This is a genomic window from Streptomyces sp. NPDC007971 (assembly GCF_042958635.1).
Taxonomy (GTDB): domain Bacteria; phylum Actinomycetota; class Actinomycetes; order Streptomycetales; family Streptomycetaceae; genus Streptomyces.
In genome coordinates this window covers 207,610-227,778 of record NZ_JBIBJK010000012.1, presented here as the reverse complement: position 1 = coordinate 227,778, position 20,169 = coordinate 207,610, and the positions used below count along the sequence as shown (strand labels likewise).

At 70.8% G+C, this 20,169-nt stretch carries 18 protein-coding genes and 2 tRNA genes; 12 read left to right on the top strand and 8 right to left on the bottom strand.

Going from position 1 to position 20,169, the window contains the following annotated elements:
• Positions 1-39 precede the first annotated feature (39 nt).
• Positions 40-996: a D-2-hydroxyacid dehydrogenase gene (locus tag ACFZCP_RS25945; RefSeq protein WP_362693547.1), complete on the top strand. Its 957-nt coding sequence runs from the start codon at positions 40-42 to the stop codon at positions 994-996.
• A gap of 16 nt (positions 997-1,012) precedes the next feature.
• Positions 1,013-2,389: an amidase gene (locus ACFZCP_RS25940; RefSeq protein WP_391430559.1), complete on the top strand. Its 1,377-nt coding sequence runs from the start codon at positions 1,013-1,015 to the stop codon at positions 2,387-2,389.
• Positions 2,390-2,610: 221 nt separating this feature from the next.
• Here the strand turns inward: ACFZCP_RS25940 and ACFZCP_RS25935 are convergent, their stop codons facing one another.
• Positions 2,611-3,105, bottom strand: coding sequence for a DUF3830 family protein (locus ACFZCP_RS25935; RefSeq protein ID WP_391430555.1), 495 nt, complete (start codon positions 3,103-3,105; stop codon positions 2,611-2,613).
• Positions 3,106-3,151: 46 nt separating this feature from the next.
• On the opposite strand from ACFZCP_RS25935, the gene ehuB reads away from it, so the two are divergent.
• From ehuB to ACFZCP_RS25905, 6 genes are all read left to right on the top strand, one after another.
• A complete protein-coding gene (gene ehuB, locus ACFZCP_RS25930) occupies positions 3,152-4,078 on the top strand; it encodes an ectoine/hydroxyectoine ABC transporter substrate-binding protein EhuB (protein WP_391430550.1) in 927 nt (308 codons plus the stop codon).
• Entirely contained in the window at positions 4,075-4,797 is a 723-nt protein-coding gene (gene ehuC / locus ACFZCP_RS25925) for an ectoine/hydroxyectoine ABC transporter permease subunit EhuC (protein ID WP_391430545.1), read from the top strand. The genes ehuB and ehuC overlap by 4 nt, the downstream gene beginning before the upstream one ends.
• On the top strand, positions 4,794-5,444 hold the full coding sequence (ehuD, locus tag ACFZCP_RS25920; protein WP_391430542.1) for an ectoine/hydroxyectoine ABC transporter permease subunit EhuD: 651 nt from the start codon (positions 4,794-4,796) through the stop codon (positions 5,442-5,444). The genes ehuC and ehuD overlap by 4 nt, the downstream gene beginning before the upstream one ends.
• Positions 5,434-6,216, top strand: a complete 783-nt coding sequence (gene ehuA / locus ACFZCP_RS25915) for an ectoine/hydroxyectoine ABC transporter ATP-binding protein EhuA (RefSeq protein WP_391430539.1) — start codon at positions 5,434-5,436, stop codon at positions 6,214-6,216. Before ehuD ends, ehuA begins: the two co-directional genes overlap by 11 nt.
• Before the next feature lie 300 nt (positions 6,217-6,516).
• Positions 6,517-7,269, top strand: coding sequence for an IclR family transcriptional regulator C-terminal domain-containing protein (locus tag ACFZCP_RS25910; RefSeq protein ID WP_391430536.1), 753 nt, complete (start codon positions 6,517-6,519; stop codon positions 7,267-7,269).
• Positions 7,270-7,356: 87 nt separating this feature from the next.
• Positions 7,357-7,430 (top strand) — tRNA-Lys (locus tag ACFZCP_RS25905).
• A gap of 54 nt (positions 7,431-7,484) precedes the next feature.
• Here the strand turns inward: ACFZCP_RS25905 and ACFZCP_RS25900 are convergent.
• The 6 genes from ACFZCP_RS25900 to ACFZCP_RS25875 all read right to left on the bottom strand — a co-directional run bounded on the left by ACFZCP_RS25900 (position 7,485) and on the right by ACFZCP_RS25875 (position 13,603).
• On the bottom strand, positions 7,485-9,191 hold the full coding sequence (locus tag ACFZCP_RS25900; RefSeq protein WP_391430534.1) for an AMP-binding protein: 1,707 nt from the start codon (positions 9,189-9,191) through the stop codon (positions 7,485-7,487).
• A gap of 84 nt (positions 9,192-9,275) precedes the next feature.
• On the bottom strand, positions 9,276-9,740 hold the full coding sequence (locus ACFZCP_RS25895) for a DUF3592 domain-containing protein (protein ID WP_391430529.1): 465 nt from the start codon (positions 9,738-9,740) through the stop codon (positions 9,276-9,278).
• 91 nt (positions 9,741-9,831) lie between these two features.
• Positions 9,832-10,263 (bottom strand): hypothetical protein, encoded by a 432-nt coding sequence (locus tag ACFZCP_RS25890; RefSeq protein WP_391430526.1) that lies wholly within the window; start codon positions 10,261-10,263, stop codon positions 9,832-9,834.
• A gap of 102 nt (positions 10,264-10,365) precedes the next feature.
• Entirely contained in the window at positions 10,366-10,980 is a 615-nt protein-coding gene (locus tag ACFZCP_RS25885; protein WP_391430523.1) for a lytic polysaccharide monooxygenase, read from the bottom strand.
• 153 nt (positions 10,981-11,133) lie between these two features.
• A complete protein-coding gene (locus tag ACFZCP_RS25880) occupies positions 11,134-12,369 on the bottom strand; it encodes an SPFH domain-containing protein (protein WP_391430518.1) in 1,236 nt (411 codons plus the stop codon).
• Between the two features lie 115 nt (positions 12,370-12,484).
• The gene (locus ACFZCP_RS25875) at positions 12,485-13,603 is read right to left on the bottom strand and encodes a peptidoglycan-binding protein (RefSeq protein ID WP_391430515.1); all 1,119 of its coding nucleotides are present in this window, start codon (positions 13,601-13,603) and stop codon (positions 12,485-12,487) included.
• A 186-nt stretch (positions 13,604-13,789) separates the two neighbouring features.
• Between ACFZCP_RS25875 and ACFZCP_RS25870 the strand changes: the two genes are divergently transcribed.
• From ACFZCP_RS25870 to ACFZCP_RS25855, 4 genes are all read left to right on the top strand, one after another.
• Positions 13,790-13,863 (top strand) — tRNA-Lys (locus tag ACFZCP_RS25870).
• Between the two features lie 174 nt (positions 13,864-14,037).
• Positions 14,038-14,760: an FCD domain-containing protein gene (locus ACFZCP_RS25865; protein ID WP_391430512.1), complete on the top strand. Its 723-nt coding sequence runs from the start codon at positions 14,038-14,040 to the stop codon at positions 14,758-14,760.
• A gap of 313 nt (positions 14,761-15,073) precedes the next feature.
• Positions 15,074-17,116, top strand: coding sequence for a glycosyltransferase family 2 protein (locus ACFZCP_RS25860; protein WP_391430508.1), 2,043 nt, complete (start codon positions 15,074-15,076; stop codon positions 17,114-17,116).
• Complete coding sequence (locus ACFZCP_RS25855) at positions 17,113-19,050, top strand: galactose oxidase-like domain-containing protein (RefSeq protein WP_391430505.1); 1,938 nt, start codon at positions 17,113-17,115, stop codon at positions 19,048-19,050. Before ACFZCP_RS25860 ends, ACFZCP_RS25855 begins: the two co-directional genes overlap by 4 nt.
• Positions 19,051-19,115: 65 nt before the next feature.
• Here ACFZCP_RS25855 and ACFZCP_RS25850 read toward each other — a convergent pair whose 3' ends face one another.
• The gene (locus ACFZCP_RS25850; protein ID WP_391430500.1) at positions 19,116-20,144 is read right to left on the bottom strand and encodes a glycoside hydrolase family 6 protein; all 1,029 of its coding nucleotides are present in this window, start codon (positions 20,142-20,144) and stop codon (positions 19,116-19,118) included.
• Positions 20,145-20,169: the final 25 nt, after the last annotated feature.

Here is a 20,169-nt window from a genome sequence, read left to right as displayed (position 1 = left end):
GGTCAATCCGCGCATGTCAGACGCTCGGAGCGGCCCCGAATGACGACGCTGACCCTGCCCACCCTCCTCGTCCTGGACGCCGACCCGCCGCCGCGGCTCGGCCGCCTCACCGGACGGGCCCGGATCGTGCGGACCGACGCGGCCGGGCTCGCCGGCCGGCTGCCGGAGGCCGACGTGCTGCTGGTGTGGGACTTCACCTCGCACGCCGTGCGCGAGGCCTGGCCCGGCACGGGGCCGCGGCCGCGCTGGGTGCACACGGCGAGTGCGGGTGTGGACCACCTGATGTGCCCGGAGCTGGCGGCGTCGGACACGGTGGTGACCAACGCGCGCGGGATCTTCGACCAGCCGATCGCCGAGTACGTGGCCGCTCTGGTGCTGGCGGTCGCCAAGGACCTGCCGCGCACGCTGGAGCTGCAGCGGGAGCGGACCTGGCGGCACCGGGAGACCCGGCGGGTGGCGGGCACGCGCGCGTGCGTGGTCGGCGCCGGGCCGATCGGCCGGGCGATCGCGCAGACGCTCAAGGCCCTGGGCGTGACGACGGCGCTGGTCGGGCGGGTCCCGCGGACCGGTATCCACGGCCCGGGCGATCTGGACCGGCTGATCTCCCGCGCGGACTGGGTGATCGCCGCCGCACCGCTGACCGAGCAGACGTCCGGCATGTTCGACGCCCGCCGGTTCGGGGTGATGCAGCCCTCGGCGGTCTTCGTGAACGTCGGCCGCGGGCAGCTGGTCGACGAGGACGCGCTCGCCGAGGCCCTGCGCAGGCGCTGGATCGCGGGCGCGGCCCTGGACGTGTTCGCCTCCGAGCCGCTGCCCGCGGACAGCCCGCTGTGGGAGCTGCCGGGGCTGGTCGTCTCGCCGCACATGAGCGGGGACACCGTCGGCTGGCGCGATGAACTGGGAGTCCAGTTCGTGGAGTTGTACGAGCGGTGGGCGGCGGGCAGATCACTGGTGAACGTGGTCGACAAGAAGCGTGGTTACGTACCGGGCCACTGATCCACCAGGAGGGTGCATGCAGCTCACCGACCTGACCGCCGTACAGCTCCTCGACGGCTACCGCAAGGGCGAGTTCGGTCCCGTGGAGGCGACCGGGCAGGCCCTGGAGCGGGCGCGGCGGATCCAGCCGGAGGTGAACGCGTTCGTGCGGCTCACCGAGGAGGACGCGCTGGAGCGGGCCCGTCAGTCGCAGGAGCGGTGGCGGCGCGGTGAGCCGGCCGGGCTGCTGGACGGGGTGCCGGTGACCGTGAAGGACATCCTGCTGCTGCGCGGCCATCCCACCCTGCGCGGCTCGAAGGCGGTTGCCGAGCAGGGGCGTTGGGACGAGGACGCGCCCGCCGTGGCCCGGCTGCGCGAGCACGGCGCGGTCTTCCTCGGCAAGACGACGACGCCCGAGTACGGCTGGAAGGGCGTCACCGACTCGCCGCTGTCCGGGGTGACCCGCAACCCGCACGATGCGTCCCGCACCGCGGGCGGCTCCAGCGGCGGCAGCGCGGCGGCGGTCGCGCTCGGTGCGGGCCCGCTGTCGCTGGGCACGGACGGCGGCGGCAGCATCCGTATCCCGGCGGCGTTCTGCGGGATCTTCGGGCTGAAGCCGACCTACGGCAGGGTGCCCCTGTATCCGGCGAGCCCCTTCGGCACGCTGTCGCACGTGGGCCCGATGACCCGCGACGCGGCGGACGCGGCGCTGCTGATGGATGTCATCGCGGCGCCCGACGCCCGCGACTGGTCGGCGCTGCCCCCGGCGCCCGAACCGTTCACGGCGGTGCTGGCCAGGGGCGTGCGGGGGCTGCGGGTGGCGTACTCGCCGTCCCTGGGCGGGCAGGTGGCGGTGCGCCCGGCGGTCGCGGCGGCCGTGCGGCGGGCGGTGGCCTCGCTCGCGGACCTCGGCGCCTACGTCGAGGAGGCCGACCCGGACTTCTGCGACCCGGTGGAGGCCTTCCACGCCCTGTGGTTCAGCGGCGCGGCGCGGCTCACCCAGAGCTTCTCGCCGCACCGGCGGCAGCTGCTCGACCCCGGCCTGCGAGAGATCTGCGCCCGGGGCGCGAGGTCGAGCGCGCTGGACCATCTGGCCGCCGTGGACGTGCGCATGGACCTCGGCCGCCGGATGGGGCGCTTCCACGAGCGGTACGACCTGCTGGTGACGCCCACGCTGCCACTGACGGCGTTCGAGGCGGGCGAGGAGGTGCCCAGGGGGTCCGGCCTGCGGCGCTGGACCGGCTGGACACCGTTCACCTATCCCTTCAACCTCACCCAGCAGCCCGCGGCGTCGGTCCCCGTGGGCACCGACGGCGACGGGTTGCCGGTGGGCCTGCAGATCGTCGCGGCCCGGCACCGGGACGATCTCGTGCTGCGCGCGGCGCATGCGCTGTACGGGGCCGAGGTGGCCTAGGCACAGGCGGCGGGGCGGCTGTTCCAGCGTCCTGGTGAAGCCGGACGGGCTGTTCGGAACCCTCTGCATGGCCGCGATCAAGCCCTTCCGGTACCTCGGGGTGCATCCCGCGCTGATGCGCTCCATCGGCCGCCAGTGGCAGGCGAACGCCGCCGGACGGAGCGCGCATTGACGGGATGCCGGCGAGTGCGGCGGCCCGGCCTCCCCGCCCCCGAGGTCGCTCACGCCCTCCGGAAGACGAGTCTCTCCCCCGCGGCCCCGCTGCGCCACAGGTCGTTGCAGGCCTCGGCCATCGGCTCCAGACCGGACACGACCTGGCCCCAGACGATCCCGGGCACCCAGCCCACGTCCCCGTTGAGCAGCAGGTTGTTGCGTTCGTAGAACAGGGCCAGGTCGACCACGGTGGTGCCGGGGCGCACCTCGTGGTCGTAGCCGTAGGCCTTCGTGCCCAGTTCGGCGCCGGCGAAGGAGAAGTAGCACAGGTCGCCGGGGATCGGGGTGACCGTCGGGTTTTCCAGTGGGGGTTCCGTGGAGGCGAAGGGCGGGAAGAGGGCGTAGATCTCGTTGCGCGCGTACTTGGCGTGGAAGACGTCCCCCGTGAGCGGCAGTGCCTCCCACACCGCCGTGCAGGTCAGGGGCGCGCGGTCGTCCAGCAGTCGTGCCGTGCAGTGCACGTCCCGCTTGTCGAGCGAGACGGTGACGAATCGATCGGCCATGAACCAAGGGTGCATACGACGGGTGCGCTTGGGTAGCCGCGCGGCCATGGCTCCACCACTTGGGAACGACGTAGACACAATACGGTCGGAACACAGACACAGCAGACGCTCGGTGCTCGCGGGAGTCGCGGCACTCGGGGCGGTGGGCGCGCTGGGTGCCACGGGCTGTACCCGGGTGGCCTCGGCGTCCGGCGTCAAGGGCGGCGACCTGCTCGAACGGCTGCGCGCACAGGGTGTCGTACGACTGGGGATCGCCGGTGAGATCCCCTTCGGGTACATCGACAAGGACGGGCACCTCACCGGGGAGGCGCCGGAGCTTGCGAAGGCCGTCTTCAAGCGGCTCGGCGTGCACCGGGTGCAGCCGGTGCCGACCGAGTTCGGCTCGCTGATACCCGGGCTGAACTCCCAGCAGTTCGATGTCGTCGCCGCCGGGATGTACGTCAATCCCGAGCGCTGCGAGCAGGTGATCTTCGCGGATCCGGACTACCAGATGCTCGACTCCTTCATCGTCCGCAAGGGCAATCCGAAGGGGCTGCACTCCTACCGGGACGTCGTGGAGAAGAAGGCGAAGTTCGCCACCGGCACCGGCTATGCCGAGATCCAGTACGCGGTGGAGGCCGGGTACAAGGAGAGCGACATCCTGATCGTCCCGGACCAGGTGGCCGGCCTGAACGCCGTCGAGGCCGGGCGCGTCGACGTCTTCGCCGGTACGGCGCTGACCACCCGCGAGGTGGTGAAGAAGTCCGCCGAGGCGGAGGCCACCAGGCCGTTCGCGCCGCTGGTCAAGGGCAGACCGCACGTCGACGGCGGTGCGTTCGCGTTCCGGTCGGCCGAGACGAGGCTGCGGGACGCCTTCAACGTGGAGCTGCGCAAGCTGAGGAAGAGCGGCGAGCTGTTCCGGATCCTGAGGCCCTTCGGCTTCACGAAGGCCGAGATGACCGGACTCACCGCGAAGGAGCTGTGCGGCGGATGACCCCGGGACTGTGGGAACTCGTACTGAAGGGCGTCTGGACCACCGTCCAGCTTCTGGTGTTCAGCGCGCTGCTGGCCACTGCGGTGTCCTTCGTCGTCGGTGTCGCGCGCACCCACCGGCTGTGGATCGTGCGCTTCGTCGCCGGCTTCTACACCGAGGTGTTCCGCGGCACCTCGGCACTGGTGATGATCTTCTGGGTGTTCTTCGTGCTGCCCATCGCCTTCGGCTGGCAGCTGGTGCCGATGTGGGCGGGCACGCTGGCGCTCGGGCTGACGTACGGCGCCTACGGCTCGGAGATCGTGCGCGGCGCCCTGAACGCGGTGGACCCGGCGCAGAAGGAGGGCGGTGTCGCGCTCAGCTTCACGCCCTGGCAGCGGCTGAGGCTGATCGTGCTGCCGCAGGCGGTGCCGGAGATGATCCCGTCCTTCTGCAACCTGCTGATCGAGCTGCTCAAGGGCACCGCGCTGGTGTCGGTCATGGGCATGGGCGATCTGACGTTCAGCGCCAACCTGGTGCGGCTGGCCCTGCAGCAGAGCGCGGAGATCTACACGTACGTGCTGCTGATCTACTTCGCGATCGCCTTCGTGCTCACGCGGCTGATGCGCGCTCTGGAGAAGCGGATGAAGGCCGGGGTCGGCAAGGAGGCCGGCACGTTCTCGGCGGCGCGTGAGCTCAAGCGCGCACAGACGACCGGCGTCGGCGGGGGTGGTATCGGATGAAGTGGGACTGGAACGCCGTGAGCGACTTCATGCCGGAGTTCTGGCGCGGGCTGCTGGTCACCCTGCAGATCCTGGCTCTCGGCTCCCTGCTGTCGTTCACGCTCGGCCTGGTGTGGACGCTGCTGATGCGGACGCCGAGCCGGCTGGTGCGCTGGCCCGTCGGGGTGGTCACGGAGTTCGTGCGCAACACTCCGCTGCTGGTCCAGCTGTTCTTCCTGTTCTATGTGCTGCCCGAGTGGGGTCTGACCTTCTCGGCGCTGGCCACCGGCGTCTTCGCGATCGGCCTGCACTACTCGACGTACACGATGCAGGTCTACCGGGCCGGCATCGAGGCGGTTCCCGTCGGCCAGTGGGAGGCGGCGACGGCGCTGAACCTGCCCCGGCGGCGGACCTGGACCGCGGTGATCCTGCCGCAGGCGATCCGCCGGGTGATCCCCGCCCTCGGCAACTACGTGATCTCGATGCTGAAGGACACGCCGATGCTGATGGTGATCACCGTGCTGGAGATGCTCGGGCGGGCCCGGCTCTTCTCCCAGCAGCACTTCCAGTTCACCGAGCCCCTGACCGTGATCGGGGTGGCCTTCATCCTCATCTCCTACCTGGCCTCCCTTCTCCTGCGAGCCCTGGAGCGACGCCTTGTCCGTTGAGACCCGTACGAAGTCGTCCGTCACCGACGCCCGGCCGGACGAGCTGATCCGGCTGGCCGGCGTCACCAAGCGCTTCGGCGCGAACACCGTCCTCGACCACCTGGACTTCTCCGTGGAGCCCGGCAAGCACGTGACCCTGATCGGGCCGTCCGGCTCCGGCAAGACCACGATCCTCAGACTGCTGATGACGCTCGCCGAGCCGGACGAGGGCACGATCACCGTCGACGGCGAGCCCCTCTTCCCCGCGTCGCAGAAGCAGGTCCGGGAGGTCCGCAAGAAGATCGGGATGGTGTTCCAGCAGTTCAACCTGTTCCCGAACATGAGCGTGCTGCGCAACATCACCGAAGCGCCGGTGCAGGTGCTCGGCCTGTCCGGGGACGAGGCCGAGGCGCGCGCCCGGGAGCTGCTGGAGCTGGTGGGGCTCTCCGACAAGTGCGACGCGCGGCCCACGCAGCTCTCCGGCGGCCAGCAGCAGCGGGTGGCGATCGCCCGGGCGCTGGCGATGCGGCCGCGCGTGCTGCTGCTGGACGAGGTGACCTCCGCGCTCGACCCCGAGCTGGTCGCGGGCGTCCTCGATCTGCTCCGGGACATCGCGCGCAGCACCGACATCACGATGCTGTGCGTGACCCACGAGATGGGTTTCGCCCGGGACATCTCCGACCAGGTGCTGATGTTCGACTCCGGGCGGATCATCGAGTCGGGACCGCCGGAGAAGATCTTCGGCGAGCCGGAGCAGGACCGCACCCGGGAGTTCCTCGGCGCGGTGCTGTGACGACGGGACACGAGGACGGGAAGAGCCGAGGTCCAGGCGGTGGGTGATGACCATGGCGTATGCCAGAGGGTCTGCACCGCAGTTGGGGAGGGCGCTGCGGGCACCACAATCTCGCCAACCCCCTCTCCCCTACGGGCCTTTGCCCGCTATCGTGATAGGGATCCACGACCGGATCTCGCGGCCGCACACAGGCGAGCGCAGGGGGGAAACCGTGGCGCTGCTGTGCTCTCCCGGGGGACACCCCCCGGACCCCGGGCCGCGCTTGCTCGAACCCGAGGCTTCGAGGCGAGGGGGACTGTCATGAGGATCGAGCCGACCACCCCGTACCACTCCGCCCAGGACGCGCTGCGCATACTGGAGACCGTGGCCCGTCACCCCGCCGGCGTCACGGACACCCAGCTGAGCCGGCGCACCGGCCTGCTCCCCGAGCGGCTGACCACGCTGCTGCGCATGCTGCGCCGCGAGGGATACGTCGAGCAGATCACCGACGGTGCGTACGTCACCGGGGACACCCTGCGCCGCCTCACCTCGGCGCACGACCACGAGCGCGCCCTGAGCGACAAGCTCCAGCACACGCTGGACCGCCTGCGGGACTCGGTCGGCGCCGCCGTCTACATGAGCCGGTACGTGGACGGCGAGGTCAAGGTCACCCAGTACGCCGCCGGACCGGGCACCCCCGCGGTCAACGAATGGGTCGACTTCCGCTGCTCCGCCCACGCCACCGCCGTGGGCAAGAGCCTGCTGACCCAGCTGGACCACAACGGCCGCCGCGACCACCTGTCCCGGCACAAGATGGCCCGCCTCACCTCGCGCACCATCACCAGCGACAAGCTGCTGCTCTCCCGTCTGGAGTCCCAGCCGCCGACGGTGCCCGTCCTGGACCTCCAGGAGTACGCCATCGGCACGGTCTGCGCGGCCGTCCCGATCACCGCGGGCTCCTCGGTCGGCTGTCTGGCCCTGTCCCTCCCGGTGGAGCACGCCCACCGGCTCCGCCAGGCCGCGGACACCCTCAACCGCAGCGCGGCACCGGTGCTGCTGTCCCTGACGATCTAGGCGCCGCCGGGGTGGTCACGAGCACCACCGCGGACCAGGTAGTATTTTCTTCGTCGCCGGCCGCGAAGAGCGGAAGGCGAGAGTCATGCGCCGCTAGCTCAGTTGGTTAGAGCAGCTGACTCTTAATCAGCGGGTCCGGGGTTCGAGTCCCTGGCGGCGCACAACGAGGATGGCGAGCCACGTCCGCACCAAGCGGATCCGGCTCGCCATCTCTGTTATTGCGCGGCTGTGCCGCGCGCGGTGGGGGCTCCGCCACCCGCACCGCCTGCCGAGGGGCCCGTCGCGGATGCGAGGGGCCCCTCGATGTCCTCCGCGGTCAGCCTCCGGTAGGCGTCCTCCCCCGGCGGCCGCCACCACACCGGATCGGCGCACGAAAATCCCTCCCGGCGCAGCAGCGCCCGATGGATCTTGTTCGTCGCGGTCACCGGCATCCGCTCCGCCACCCGCACGAAACGGGGCGCCATCTTCGTCCCGAGGTCGGGCTGCGCCCGCAGGAACGCCGCGAAGCCCTCCGGCTCGAACCGCCCGGCGACGGTCGCCATCACCTGGTCCCCGGTGACCGGATCCGGCACTCCGTACACGGCGACGGCCACCGCGCCCTCGTAGCGGGCGACGATGTTCTCGATCATCGCGGCGGCCAGGTTCTCCCCGTCGACCCGGATGCGGTCGCCGGCCCGGCCCGCGAAGTACAGATACCCCTCGGTGTCCCGGTAGAAGAGATCCCCGGTCCAGTACGCCCCTGCCCGCCGCCGCTCGGCGTCGGCCGCCGGATTGCGCCAGTAGCCCTCGAAGGGGCTCGGCCCCCGGTTCACCAGCTCGCCTATGGCCTGCTCCCCGTTGAGCAGCCGTCCGGACGCGTCGAGGACGGCCGCCGGGCACTCCCGTTCCGTGGCGGGATCCAGCACCACCAGACCGGGCCCCGCCGGCCCTACCGCGCCCGCCGGAGTCCCCGGCGCCCACTGGACGGCCGCCCCGCCCTCGGACGAGCCGTACCCCTCCACCAGCCGCACCCCGAACCGCCGCTCGAAGGCCGCCGCGTCCACCGCCCCGGCCTCCGTCCCGAAGCCCGTCCGCAGCGGGTTGTCCCGGTCGTCGGGCCGTTCCTCGGTGGCGAGGACGTACTGGATCGCCCGCCCGACATAGGTGAAGTACGTCGCCCCGTACCGGCGCACGTCCGCGAGGAACCCGGACGCCGAGAACCGGCGGCGCAACGCCACCCCGGCCCCGGCGGCCAGTGCGGGCGCCCAGTCGGCGATCACCGCGTTGCCGTGGAACATCGGCATGCAGACGTAGTGCACATCCTCCGCCCGCACCCCGAACTGCCCCACCAGCGCATGCCCGGCGGCGGCCAGGCGGCCCTGGGAGCAGATCGCGGCCTTGGGCGCGCCGGTGGAACCGGAGGTGAAGTAGAGCAGCATCCGGTCGCCCGGGGCGGCGTGGGAAGGATCGGGCACGGCGCCGGCGTAGGGGGCGAGGAGGGCGCCGTACTCCGGGGTGTCCGTGACGAGGATCCGCACTCCGCCGCGCCCGGCCCCGCCCGCGCCGGGGGACACCCGGGGCAGCTCCAGCCCGGCCAGCAGCGGCAGATGCGCCCGCTCGGTGACGAGCACACGGCACTCGGTGTGCAGGATGTCCCGGGCCAGTTCGGCGCCCCGGCGCGTGGGGTTGATCCCGGCGACGGCCGCCCCGGCGAGCGCGGCCGCGCCGAGCCACAGCGGGAACTCCTCGGTGTTGTCGAGCAGCACGCCGACGTGCGGGGCGGCACCCGCGGGCAGCAGGTCGCCCAGCAGCGCCGCCCGGGCCGCCGCCCCCGCGGCCACCTCGTGCTGGGTCAGCACCCGCTCCTCGCACCACAGCCCCGGCCGGTGATCCCCCCACCGCGCCGCGACCAGCTCGGCGATCGTGCGCATCGTGGACTCCATGGCGGAGCACCATAATTGACGGACCATCAGAAGTGGAGGGCCCGCGGCTCACCGGTTCGCCCGCGAGCCGCCCCGTCCAGGGAGCTACGGCAGCGGGCTCGTGAACTCGGTGAACATCGCGTGGGCCACGATCATGAAGCCGATGCAGAAGGAGGTGGCCACACCGAGGAAGGCCAGGCCGCACCCCGTGCCGAGCGCGAGCTTGCCGCGGGACGGCGGCAGGGCGGTGGCCCGCTGGGGGCACTCCGGCAGGTAGCGCACGGTCACGAAGTCGCCCTCCAGGACCGTCGCGGGGCCGTTCTCCTCGTCGAAGCGGACCGTACGGCCCTCGCGGGTCGTGAACTCGTAGACGTGGTGGAGCGTGGTGTACACGGACGAGTCCCCGCCGCCCCCACGGGTCGTCGTGTACGCCCGCAGGCAGCGCGCCTGTGCCGTCAGACCCTGCTGCCACGTCCTGCTGATCCGCCGGGCCCTGCGGACCAGCAGGAAGGCGGCGAACCCGAACAAGGTGATCATGAGGAGCGGTACGGCGTAGAAGAGCAGTTCCATGAGGTCCCCCCCGAGGTCGTCGCACCGGCCCCGATCGACCGGTGTGGCGGGAACCTACCCTCGCCATGGGGCGGTTGACCTCAAGCGAAGCTCAGAACCCGGGCAGCGTCGCCCACTCGTAGAGCAGGAAGACCGCCAGCGACGCGAGGATGACCAGCCAGACGGCCGTGCCCGCCGTGTCCCGGCCGGGCTGTGGTGCGGATGCGGTGGCCTTGTCGGGCTCGTGGAGGGCGTAGTGGACGAGGACCGTGTCGCCGGTGACGCGCTCCCGCGGTCCGCCGCTCTCCCGGAAGCGGGCGGCCCGGCCGTCCCGGGTGGTGTAGTCGTACTCGTGCCACTGTGTACGCCGGGCCACGTTGTCGACCATCTGGGTGGTGACCCAGGCGCGCACCGCGCGCGCCTCGGCGGTCAGCCCGCTCGCCCAGGCCGCGCGCCGCTGCTGCGTACGGCGGACCAGCCCCACGGCGCTCAGAACGATGATGGCGAGCATCACCAGCATGCATATGTCGAAGAAGGCGCCCATGGCGCGCGTACCCCCGTGCGTCGGCCTGTCAGGACTCGCGTGCGCCCGAGGCCCGTCCGGAAGCGGTCGCACCGGCGCACGCGGACCCTACCCGAGGGGGGATCAGAAGGTGACGTCCGAGCAGGCGTAGAACGCGTTGCCCGTGTCGGCGATGGTCCACACCGCGAGGATGACGTGGTGACCGCTCAGGCCGGACGGCAGGGTGCCGCTGTGGCTGAGGGTGGCCGGCGGACGCTGGCCGTTGTAGGGCACCGTCAGGAACGGGGTGAGGTTGAGGTCGGCGCGCGTCAGGGCGTGGTTCTGGTTCCAGCCCTGCCTGGTGACGTAGTACTTGAAGTCCGTCGTGGCGTGCATGGCGGTGAACTGCCAGCGGAACGTGTACGACTGACCGCCGGTCACCCTGGTGGTCGGCCAGGCCGCGCCGGACGGTGTGGTGGGCGAGCTGAGCTGGGCGAACCTGCTCAGGCCGCCGTTGCAGATCTGGCCGTCGGCGGGCCCGGCGGCCGGGAAGCCCTTCGGGCCCTCGACGCTCTGCGGCTCCCACTGGATGTCGCCGCAGTTCGCCACGGTGCCGTTCTGGCAGAGCTTCTGCCTGCTGATGGGGAGGTCGGTGTAGCCGTGCCCGCTGGCGCCGCCGGTGGAGAGCACGAAGGCTCCGGCGGTCACCACACCCAGCACGGATGCGGACAACGCGGACAGTCTGGTCTTGGTGCGCATGCTGCCGCTCCTGGAGAACGTGGGGGAGGTTCACTGAGCCGAGCTGTGCGGTAGGTCTAGACCAAGTTCCAGATTATGAGCGTTAGTTGAACATGTCCATACCAATCGCGAGCAGTCCTCACGGGTCCTCGCGCAAGCCGCCCCCCGGGGGGCTCACACGGGCTCCCCGCGCCCCGAGCAGAACGCCACCGTCAGATCCCGGACGAGCACCTTGCGCTCGTAGTCGTCCAGTTCGACAAGACCGCGCATGGTCAGCCGGGTCACCGTGTCCTCCACCGAGTCCACGACCGAGTTGAGCATGCTGGACCGCTGCCGGGCGTCCAGCGCGGCGATCCGGCGCTTGTGCATCGCGGCCGCGACCTCGGGGGCGTACTCCACCCGGACCGGCTGCACCGAGAACACCTCCAGGCCGATCGGCCCCGCGTCCGCTGCGACCAGCCGGGTCAGCGTCTCCCCGGCCGCCGCCCCGCCCCGCGTCCCGCCCGGCGGTTCCACCGGAACGCGGGCCAGCGCCGCCTCCACGCACTCCCGCAGATAGGTCTCGTGGTCTTCGATGCCCAGCACGGCCCGCGCGGTGTCCCGCACCCGCCACACCACCAGCATCACCACCCGCAGCGGCACCCCGCTCGCGTCCGCCGCCGGGATCGCCTCGCTGCGCCAGTGCCGCAGCCGTACGTCGACCCGGCGCCGGCGCAGCAGCGGGTTCACCCACATCAGACCGGTGCGCCGGACGGTCCCCCGGTAGCGCCCGAACAGCCCGAGCAGCCGAGCCTGCCCGGTGCGCCCCCGGGCCAGGCCGCCGAATCCGGTCAGGCCCAGCGCCCCGGCCCCGGCGAACGCCGCCCAGTGCGCGGGCCCGAGACCCGCGCCCGTGCCCGCCGGCAGGCGCAGCGACTCCATCGCCAGGGGCGGCAGCACGCCCGCCCACCACGAGGTGGCCAGGCACCCCACGAAGCCGGCCGTCCCGGCCAGCACCCCGGCCACGCCGGGCAGCACCCCGGCCGGCCGCTCCACCAGTTCCGGGTCGATCTGCGGCAGCGCCCGGCCGCGGGACGGGGCCGGGCGGGTGAGGCGCGGCTGTTCGCCGGTGCCCTGGCGGCGGCCCACCACGGCGGGCTTCAGCGGTACCGGCACCGGCTCCGGTTCGTCGCGGAAGAGCAGGTGGACGGGGATCTCGGTGGTCACCTCGTTCTGGATCAGCCGGCCCGGACGGACGGCCGTGCCCCCGGGGCCCGCCGGGCCCCCGTAAGCCCCGGGGCCCGCCAGACCCGCGGAAACCCCGGAGCCCGCCAGGCCGGCGGAAACCCCGGGGCCGAGCGGGGCCGCCGTGGCCGTCGGCCCGTCGGGCTGTTCCTCGGACTCGGGAGTGTGTGACGTGGTCGTACTCATGCGTGCCTCCAGCCTCCGCGCCAGATGCGTCATGACAGGGGTACCGACAGTGGGAGTGGGATCAGGGGGTCCGGCTGCGCGCGGCGGGGACGGGCCGCGCGCAGCACGGATGCGGCTAGGCGAACAGACGGCGCCAGGTCTCCGGGCCCGGGTAGCCGTCCGCCGCGCCGCCGCGCCAGCCCTGGCTGCGCTGGAAGGCCGCCACGGCCCGCCGGTCCGCTTCGCCCCAGCGCGGACCGGGCCCGGTGGCGTAGAAGCCGCTGAATCCTTTCTCCATCAGCCGCCTGCCCAGCTCGGTGATGTACTCGTTCTCCTGGCCCGGACGGAAGAAGTTCCGGCCGGGATAGCCGGGCACGCCGTGCGAGGCGGGCGTCCGGGACGGGCCGGCCGGCCGCGGTGCCGTGCCCCTGCCGTGCAGGAAGGGACCGGCGTGCACGGCGCCCGCGGAACGCGTCGGCGGCTTGTCGTCGGCGGTGGCCGGCCTCTTGCCCACGGCGCCGGCGGGCACGCCCTTGTAGCGGTAGGGCACGTATTTGTCGGCGTGGGTCCAGTAGGGGTAGGGGGTTGCCTGACTGCGGGTCTGCGGGGGCGTCTGCTCGTAGACCGTGTAGTACGTGTGGGTGTAGTCGGTCCAGCCTCCGAAGATCACGACGTGGGAGCCGTTCTCGGGGTTGTCCGGGTTGTGGAAGAGCAGCATGTCACCGGGCTGGAGTTCCTCCTTGGTGATCTTGACACCGAACTGGTCGAGGCTGCCCGTCCACTCGTTGGTGCCGAGGCCCCAGGCCATGGAGACATAGCCCGAGCAGTCCTGCCGGTAACCGTCGGTCCAGTAGGCGCTCATGCTGTACGGCACCTTCGCGGCGACCCAGACCTTGGCCCGGTTGATGATGTCGGTCCGGGTGGTGGCGGGAGTCGGCACGGCCGGAGGCCTGACCGGTCCGGCCGCGTCCGGGCCGAACAGCGGGGACCTCTTGCCCTGCGGGGTGGCGGGGTCGCCGTCCGCGACAGGGGCGCCGGGACGGTGCGAGGAGTAGGGGGAGGCGAGGGCGGCGGCCGGAAGGGCCGAGCCGAGGGCTGCGGACGCGGCGGCGGCCACGATCACGACTCCTCGGGCCGCCGGACGGCCGCCGAAGCGGGCGGGCAGCGGGCCGGGGCCCGTGCGCCGCGCATGGACGCAGCCGGGGCAGTCACAGTCGCTCACGGGGTCGACGTCCTCGAACACCGGGGTGGTCATGCGATCTGCCTCACATTCGGGGTGGAAATATCCGCAAGTGTCCACGTTGATCAGTTTCACAACTGTGGTCCGGGCGCGCATGTTGACGGTCCGAATGATGTACAGCCCCCGCGGCCGCCCCTCCCGGACACGGACGGGTGGTCGGAAGCACCTCTCCAGGTCGGGTAGAGTTCTCTTTGTCAGCAGGCGCCGCTAGCTCAGTTGGTTAGAGCAGCTGACTCTTAATCAGCGGGTCCGGGGTTCGAGTCCCTGGCGGCGCACAATGACGATGGCGAGCCACGTCCGCAGCAAGCGGATCAGGCTCGCCATCTCTGCTTCTGCGCGACCGTGCCGCGCGCGGCGGGCCTCCGCCGCCCGCACCGTCCGCACCTGTGAAGAAGGTCCCCCGTGCGAGCGGGGGACCTTCTTGCTGTTTGTCCGGATACCCTCTGGCCATGGCAGCTCGTGACCTCCAGGAGCGGATCAAGAGGCTCATCATCGACCGCAGGCTGCCCCCGGGCGCCCCGCTGCCGACCGAGCCCGAGCTGATGGAGTACCTCGGGGCGAGCCGGAACTCGGTGCGGGAGGCACTGAAGGCGCTGCAGGCGATGGGGATCGTGGAGATCCGGCACGGATTCGGGACGTATGTCGGCCCGATGTCGCTCGCCCCGATGATCGAGGGCCTCGCCTTCCGCACGGTCGCGGGTCACTACCGGGGCGAGGACTCCCTGCTCCAGCTGCTGGAGCTGCGCGAGGCGGTCGAGACGGGGCTCGTCTCGCGGCTGGCCGGGCGGCTGCCCCGGGCGGACCTCGTTGAACTGGACGGCCTGGTGAACCGTATGGAACAGGAGGCCGCCGAGGGACGCGGCCTCGCCGAAACGGACCGGGCGTTTCACGCCACCCTCTATCGGGGGCTTGACAACGTCCTGCTCAGCGAGGTGCTGGAGGCGTTCTGGGACGCCTTCCACCGGGTCCAGCGGGACCTGGTGGACGTGCCCCAGGACCCACGGGTGACCTGCCGTCAGCACCGGGAGATCCTGGACGCGGTCCGCTCGGGCGATTCCATACGCGCGGAGGAGGCCATAAGGAACCACTTCGGCAACATCCGCGCCCGCCTCTCCCCCACCGGCGCATCCGAGCCCCCCGAGCCCCACCCGCGCCACAATGAACGGGTTTGACCGGTAAACACGGCGTTTCGCGTCTTGCGATCATGCTGAACGCCGTAGAACTCTGGTTGTTCACACAGCCGCGGATCCGCGGCAGTTGGGGGAGAACGAACCGGTTGCCCACCAACGGGGTAGGGGGCCCCGTTCATGAATCGGTGCCGAGGGGGGCATCATGCAACCGGAAGGTCGCAGTCCTGTGTCTCTGTGGTGTGCAAGGCGTGGTGACGGCGACTCACCACTGGCCTGCCCGTGACGGCCGAGGGGACCCCGAACGGGCGGACGAACCGACGAACACGCGGTGACCTGCGTGTGGGGGGAATGACTCATGACGTCGACGCCGACGGGCGCCCGGCAGAGCCAAGATCAACACCAAGACCAACACAACGACCCGTCACAGACCACCCGTCTGCGGACGCTCACGCACCACACGGGCCAGTTCCGCAGGATCAAGAAGAGCCTTCCGAGATACGACTACGAGCACTACAGCCGGCTTGCGGGTCCCCTCACCCAGCCCGACCCGGGCAAGCCCTACACGGTGCAGTACCGCTCGCTGCTCTCGCAGGAGCCGCACCGCATACGAGCCGCGCTCATGCTGGGCGCCGCCCCGCTGCTGTCGCTGGTCCTGCTGGCCTGGCTGCTGCAGCCCTCACACTGGACCGAACGCGACTACCCGGCCTACGACTTCCTGCCGGCCCTCGACGTCGTCATGCTGGTCTCGATCGGTCTGATCGAGTTCTTCCGCTGCATGAACGTGCTCTCCAACGCGCACGCGACGCTGGTCGCCCGCGACCCGGTCCCGGTCGTGCCCGAGACCGGCACGCGCGTCGCCTTCCTCACCTCCTTCGTGCCCGGCAAGGAACCGCTGGAGATGGTGACGAAGACCCTTGAGGCGGCGGTCAGGCTGCGCCACCGGGGCCTGATGCACGTATGGCTGCTGGACGAGGGCGACGACCCGGCCGTCAAGGAGGTCTGCGCCCGGCTCGGCGTCCACCACTTCACCCGCAAGGGCGTCGCCCGGTGGAACCAGCCCAAGGGCCCGCACCGCGCCAGGACCAAGCACGGCAACTACAACGCCTGGCTGGAGGCGCACGGCGACAACTACGACTTCTTCGCCTCCGTCGACACCGACCACGTTCCGCTGCCCAACTACCTGGAGCGGATGCTCGGTTACTTCCGCGACCCGGACGTCGGCTTCGTCATCGGCCCGCAGGTCTACGGCAACTACGACACGTTCGTCACCAAGGCCGCCGAGTCGCAGCAGTTCCTCTTCCACGCGCTGATCCAGCGCGCCGGCAACCGCTACGGCGCCCCGATGTTCGTCGGCACGTCCAACGCCGTGCGCATCAGCGCCATCAAGCAGATCGGCGGGCTGTACGACTCGATCACCGAGGACATGGCCACCGGGTTCGAGATGCACCGCGCCAAGAACCCGGCGACGGGGCGGAAGTGGAGGTCCGTCTACACCCCGGACGTCCTCGCCGTCGGCGAGGGCCCGAACGCCTGGACCGACTTCTTCACCCAGCAGCTGCGCTGGTCCCGGGGCACCTACGAGACGATCCTCAAGCAGTACTGGAAGGGCTTCTTCTCGCTGCCGCCCGGCAAGCTCTTCAACTACACGATGATGATCATCTTCTACCCGATGTCCGCCCTCAACTGGATCCTCGCGGCGCTGAGCTGCGCGCTCTTTCTGGGCCTGGGCGCCTCGGGCGTGAACATCGACCCGACCGTGTGGCTGATGCTCTACGGCAACGCCTCCGCGCTCCAGATCGGCCTGTACATCTGGAACCGCCGCCACAACGTCTCCCCGCACGAGCCGGAGGGCTCCGGCGGTGTCGCGGGCATGGTGATGTCGGCCCTGTCCGCGCCGATCTACGCCCGCTCGCTGATGGACGCGGTGCTGCGCCGCAAGAGCAAGTTCGTGGTGACCCCGAAGGGCGACTCGGCCAGCCCCGACACGCTGTTCGGGACCTTCCGGGTCCACTGGTTCTTCATCCTGGTCTTCGCCGGCTCGCTCACGGCCGGCTTCGTCCTCGGGCACTCCCACCCGGCGATGATCACGTGGGCGATCTTCGCCCTGCTGATCACCGCGTCGCCGATGTTCGCCTGGCAGTACTCGCTGCGGCAGGAGAAGGGAAGGCCCCGGCCCGCGACGGCTGCCACCGTGGCCCCGCCCGCACCCGCACCGGCGGTGGCGGTGGCGGAGCCGCAGGACGCGGTGCCCGCCCAGTACGCGGCCTACGCCCCGCACGCCCGTCAGCAGCGGCCCACCTGGGCCGCCTCGCCCCGAGGGCCGGGCGGGGGCACCGCGGGGGACGACGACCAGAACATGCAGACCGCCTCGGGTGGGCTTGGGGGACGTAAGGAATGAAGGACCAGGCCGGCCGCCGCCGTGCCCGTCGACTCGCGATAGGCACCGCGGTGGTACTAGCGCTGGCCGGGATGAACGGGCCGTGGCTCTACCGCTTCGGAACCGAGCAGTACCACCAGTACAAGATCAACAAGCCCGAGTACAAGGCCTCCAACGGCCACTGGGACATCGTCGAGTTCCCTCCGGAGTACCGCCAGGACACCATCCACGCGGCGCTCCTGCACACCGGCAAGGTGCTGCTGGTCGCCGGCTCGGGCAACAACCAGGACAACTTCGACAAGAAGAAGTTCGACACCCGCATCTGGGACCCGGTCAAGGGCACCATCAAGAAGATCCCCACGCCCAGCGACCTGTTCTGCACCGGCCACACCCAGCTGGCCAACGGCAACCTGCTGATCGCGGGCGGCACCAAGCGGTACGAGAAGCTCAAGGGTGACGTCACCAAGGCCGGCGGCCTGATGATCGTCCACAACGAGAACCCGGACAAGCCGATCACGCTGCCCGCGGGCACGAAGTTCACCGGCAGGTCCAACGGCAGGACGTTCGTCTCCAAGGACCCGGTGCTGGTGCCGCGCGCGAAGAAGGTCTTCGACCCGGCGACCGGCGCGTTCCTGCGCAACGACCCGGGGCTCGGCCGTATCTACGTCGAGGCGCAGCGAAGCGGCGCCAAGTACGAGACCGGCACCCAGGACAACTACCGGATCCAGGGGCTGTCCGGCCCCGACGCGCGCAACACCTACGGCATCGCGCAGAAGCTCGCCCTCGACAAGAAGGACTTCCAGGGCATCCGCGACGCCTACGAGTTCGACCCGGTCGCCGAGCGGTACATCAAGGTCGACCCGATGAACGAGGCCCGCTGGTACCCGACGCTCACCACGCTCTCGGACGGGAAGATCCTCAGCGTCTCCGGTCTCGACGACATCGGTCAGCTGGTGCCGGGCAAGAACGAGATCTTCGACCCCAGGACCAAGAAGTGGACGTACACCTCGAAGATCCGGCAGTTCCCGACGTATCCGGCGCTGTTCCTGATGCAGAACGGCAAGATCTTCTACTCCGGTTCCAACGCGGGGTACGGACCGGACAACGTGGGGCGTGAGCCCGGCATCTGGGACGTCGGCACCAACCGGTTCACCAAGCTGCCCGGGCTCAGCGATCCCGACAGGATGGAGACGTCCGGGACCGTACTGCTGCCTCCGGCGCAGGACGAGAAGTTCATGGTGATCGGCGGGGGCGGGGTCGGCGAGTCCAAGCTGTCCAGCAAGAAGACGCGGATCATCGGGCTGAAGGCCAGAAGTCCCCGGTTCGTGGACGGGCCCCAGCTGGAGAAGGGGACCCGGTATCCGCAGTCCTCGGTCCTGCCCGACGACACCGTGCTGGTGTCGGGCGGCTCGGAGGACTACCGCGGGCGCGGCGACTCCAACATCCTGCAGGCCCGGCTGTACCACCCCGACAGCAACAGCTTCACCCAGGTCGCCGATCCGCTGGTGGGGCGGAACTACCACTCCGGCTCGATCCTGCTGCCGGACGGGCGGGTCATGTTCTTCGGATCCGACTCGCTGTACGGGGACCGGGCGAACACCAAGCCGGGGAAGTTCGAGCAGCGGATCGAGATCTACACGCCGCCGTACCTGTACCGCGACTCGCGGCCGTCGCTCGGCGGTGGGCCGCAGACGATCGCGCGGGGGGCCTCCGGGACGTTCACGTCACAGCACGCGTCGAGCATCAAGAAGGTGCGGCTGATCCGGCCCAGTGCGTCCACGCACGTCACCGATGTGGATCAGCGGTCCGTCGCCCTGGACTTCAGGACGTCCGGGGACAAGATCACTGTGACGGTGCCGAAGAGCCGGAATCTGGTGCCGTCGGGGTGGTACATGCTGTTCGTGGACGACGATCAGGGGACGCCGAGCAAGGCCCAGTGGGTGAAGGTGCCCTAGCGCTCCCGCGGGTTCGGCCTTCGGGTGCGGGAGCGCTGTGGCCGGTCGCGCAGTTCCCCGCGCCCCTAGGTGGCTGTCCCGTCTGCGAGCTGCAGAGCATAGGTCGGCCACCACTGGCCCGCCTTGGGGCCGCCCTTGCAGGTGCCGTCCGACTCCCCTGGGCGTTTCACCCACAGGTAGGCGTCCACCAGCGGGTCGGACGTCTTCGTCGTCGGGGTCTCTCCCAGGGAGCGGCCGGGAGGGTTGCACCAGCGTTCGGCGGGGTTGCCGGTCCGGTAGGGACCGTTGCCGTTGCGGCTGGTGTCGACGACGAAGTGTTTGTTGCCCACCTTGGCCGAGAGCTGTTTGCCGTAGGCGATGGAGTCCTTGGTGGAGTAGAAGTTGGCGACGTTGACGGCGAAGCCGTCGGCCTGGTCGATGCCGGCCTGTTGGAGGGGCTGGAAGATCTGGTCGGGGTGGCCCCAGCCGGCGTTGCCGGCGTCCAGGTAGACCTTGGTGTTCTTCAGGGACTTGAGCTTGGCGACGGCGCCCTTGAGGAGGTCGAAGCGCTCCTCGTGGAACTGGCCCGGGGTGCAGCCGTCGACGAGGTGGAGCACGGCGTCGGGTTCGAGGACGACGGTGGCGGCGCGGTCGCCGATGCCCCGGGCGACGCCGTCGATCCAGGCGCGGTAGGCGTTGCCGTCGGCGGCGCCGCCCTGTGAGTACTGGCCGCAGTCGCGGTGCGGGATGTTGTAGAGGACGAGCAGGGCGGTGCGGTCGGACTTCTCGGCGGCCTCGGTGAAGCCGCGGGCCTCCTGCTCGGGGTTCTCCGGGCCGATCCACTCCGCCGTCGGCTGTTCGGCGATCCTGCGGATCCGTGCGGCCTCGGTCTTCTTGCCGGCCTTGACGTAGGCCGCGAGCTGGCGGGCCGCGTTGCCGTCCGGATTCACCCAGAACGGGTCGGCGGACCTGGGCTGTTGAGTGATCGGGGCACCCGGGTCGCCGGCCTCGTCCCCGCCGCCGGAGGAGCACCCGGCGAGCAGCAGTGCAGCCCCCAGCACCGCCGCGAACGCCCGTGCCCGGGCCGGGGACCGGACCCCCGTGCTGTCGTACATGCGATTCCCCCCTGGGCGCATTGTT

Bases quoted from the DNA above. Each gene is read 5' to 3' on its own strand.
- ACFZCP_RS25885 (WP_391430523.1), bottom strand. From the start codon at position 10,980: ATGCGCACCAAGACCAGACTGTCCGCGTTGTCCGCATCCGTGCTGGGT.
- ACFZCP_RS25935 (WP_391430555.1), bottom strand. From the start codon at position 3,105: ATGGCCGATCGATTCGTCACCGTCTCGCTCGACAAGCGGGACGTGCAC.
- ACFZCP_RS25940 (WP_391430559.1), top strand. From the start codon at position 1,013: ATGCAGCTCACCGACCTGACCGCCGTACAGCTCCTCGACGGCTACCGC.
- ACFZCP_RS25910 (WP_391430536.1), top strand. From the start codon at position 6,517: ATGAGGATCGAGCCGACCACCCCGTACCACTCCGCCCAGGACGCGCTG.
- ehuB (WP_391430550.1), top strand. From the start codon at position 3,152: ATGGCTCCACCACTTGGGAACGACGTAGACACAATACGGTCGGAACAC.
- ACFZCP_RS25865 (WP_391430512.1), top strand. From the start codon at position 14,038: ATGGCAGCTCGTGACCTCCAGGAGCGGATCAAGAGGCTCATCATCGAC.
- ACFZCP_RS25850 (WP_391430500.1), bottom strand. From the start codon at position 20,144: ATGTACGACAGCACGGGGGTCCGGTCCCCGGCCCGGGCACGGGCGTTC.
- ehuD (WP_391430542.1), top strand. From the start codon at position 4,794: ATGAAGTGGGACTGGAACGCCGTGAGCGACTTCATGCCGGAGTTCTGG.
- ACFZCP_RS25855 (WP_391430505.1), top strand. From the start codon at position 17,113: ATGAAGGACCAGGCCGGCCGCCGCCGTGCCCGTCGACTCGCGATAGGC.
- ACFZCP_RS25880 (WP_391430518.1), bottom strand. From the start codon at position 12,369: ATGAGTACGACCACGTCACACACTCCCGAGTCCGAGGAACAGCCCGAC.
- ACFZCP_RS25860 (WP_391430508.1), top strand. From the start codon at position 15,074: ATGACGTCGACGCCGACGGGCGCCCGGCAGAGCCAAGATCAACACCAA.
- ACFZCP_RS25945 (WP_362693547.1), top strand. From the start codon at position 40: ATGACGACGCTGACCCTGCCCACCCTCCTCGTCCTGGACGCCGACCCG.
- ACFZCP_RS25900 (WP_391430534.1), bottom strand. From the start codon at position 9,191: ATGGAGTCCACGATGCGCACGATCGCCGAGCTGGTCGCGGCGCGGTGG.
- ACFZCP_RS25890 (WP_391430526.1), bottom strand. From the start codon at position 10,263: ATGGGCGCCTTCTTCGACATATGCATGCTGGTGATGCTCGCCATCATC.
- ACFZCP_RS25875 (WP_391430515.1), bottom strand. From the start codon at position 13,603: ATGACCACCCCGGTGTTCGAGGACGTCGACCCCGTGAGCGACTGTGAC.
- ACFZCP_RS25895 (WP_391430529.1), bottom strand. From the start codon at position 9,740: ATGGAACTGCTCTTCTACGCCGTACCGCTCCTCATGATCACCTTGTTC.
- ehuC (WP_391430545.1), top strand. From the start codon at position 4,075: ATGACCCCGGGACTGTGGGAACTCGTACTGAAGGGCGTCTGGACCACC.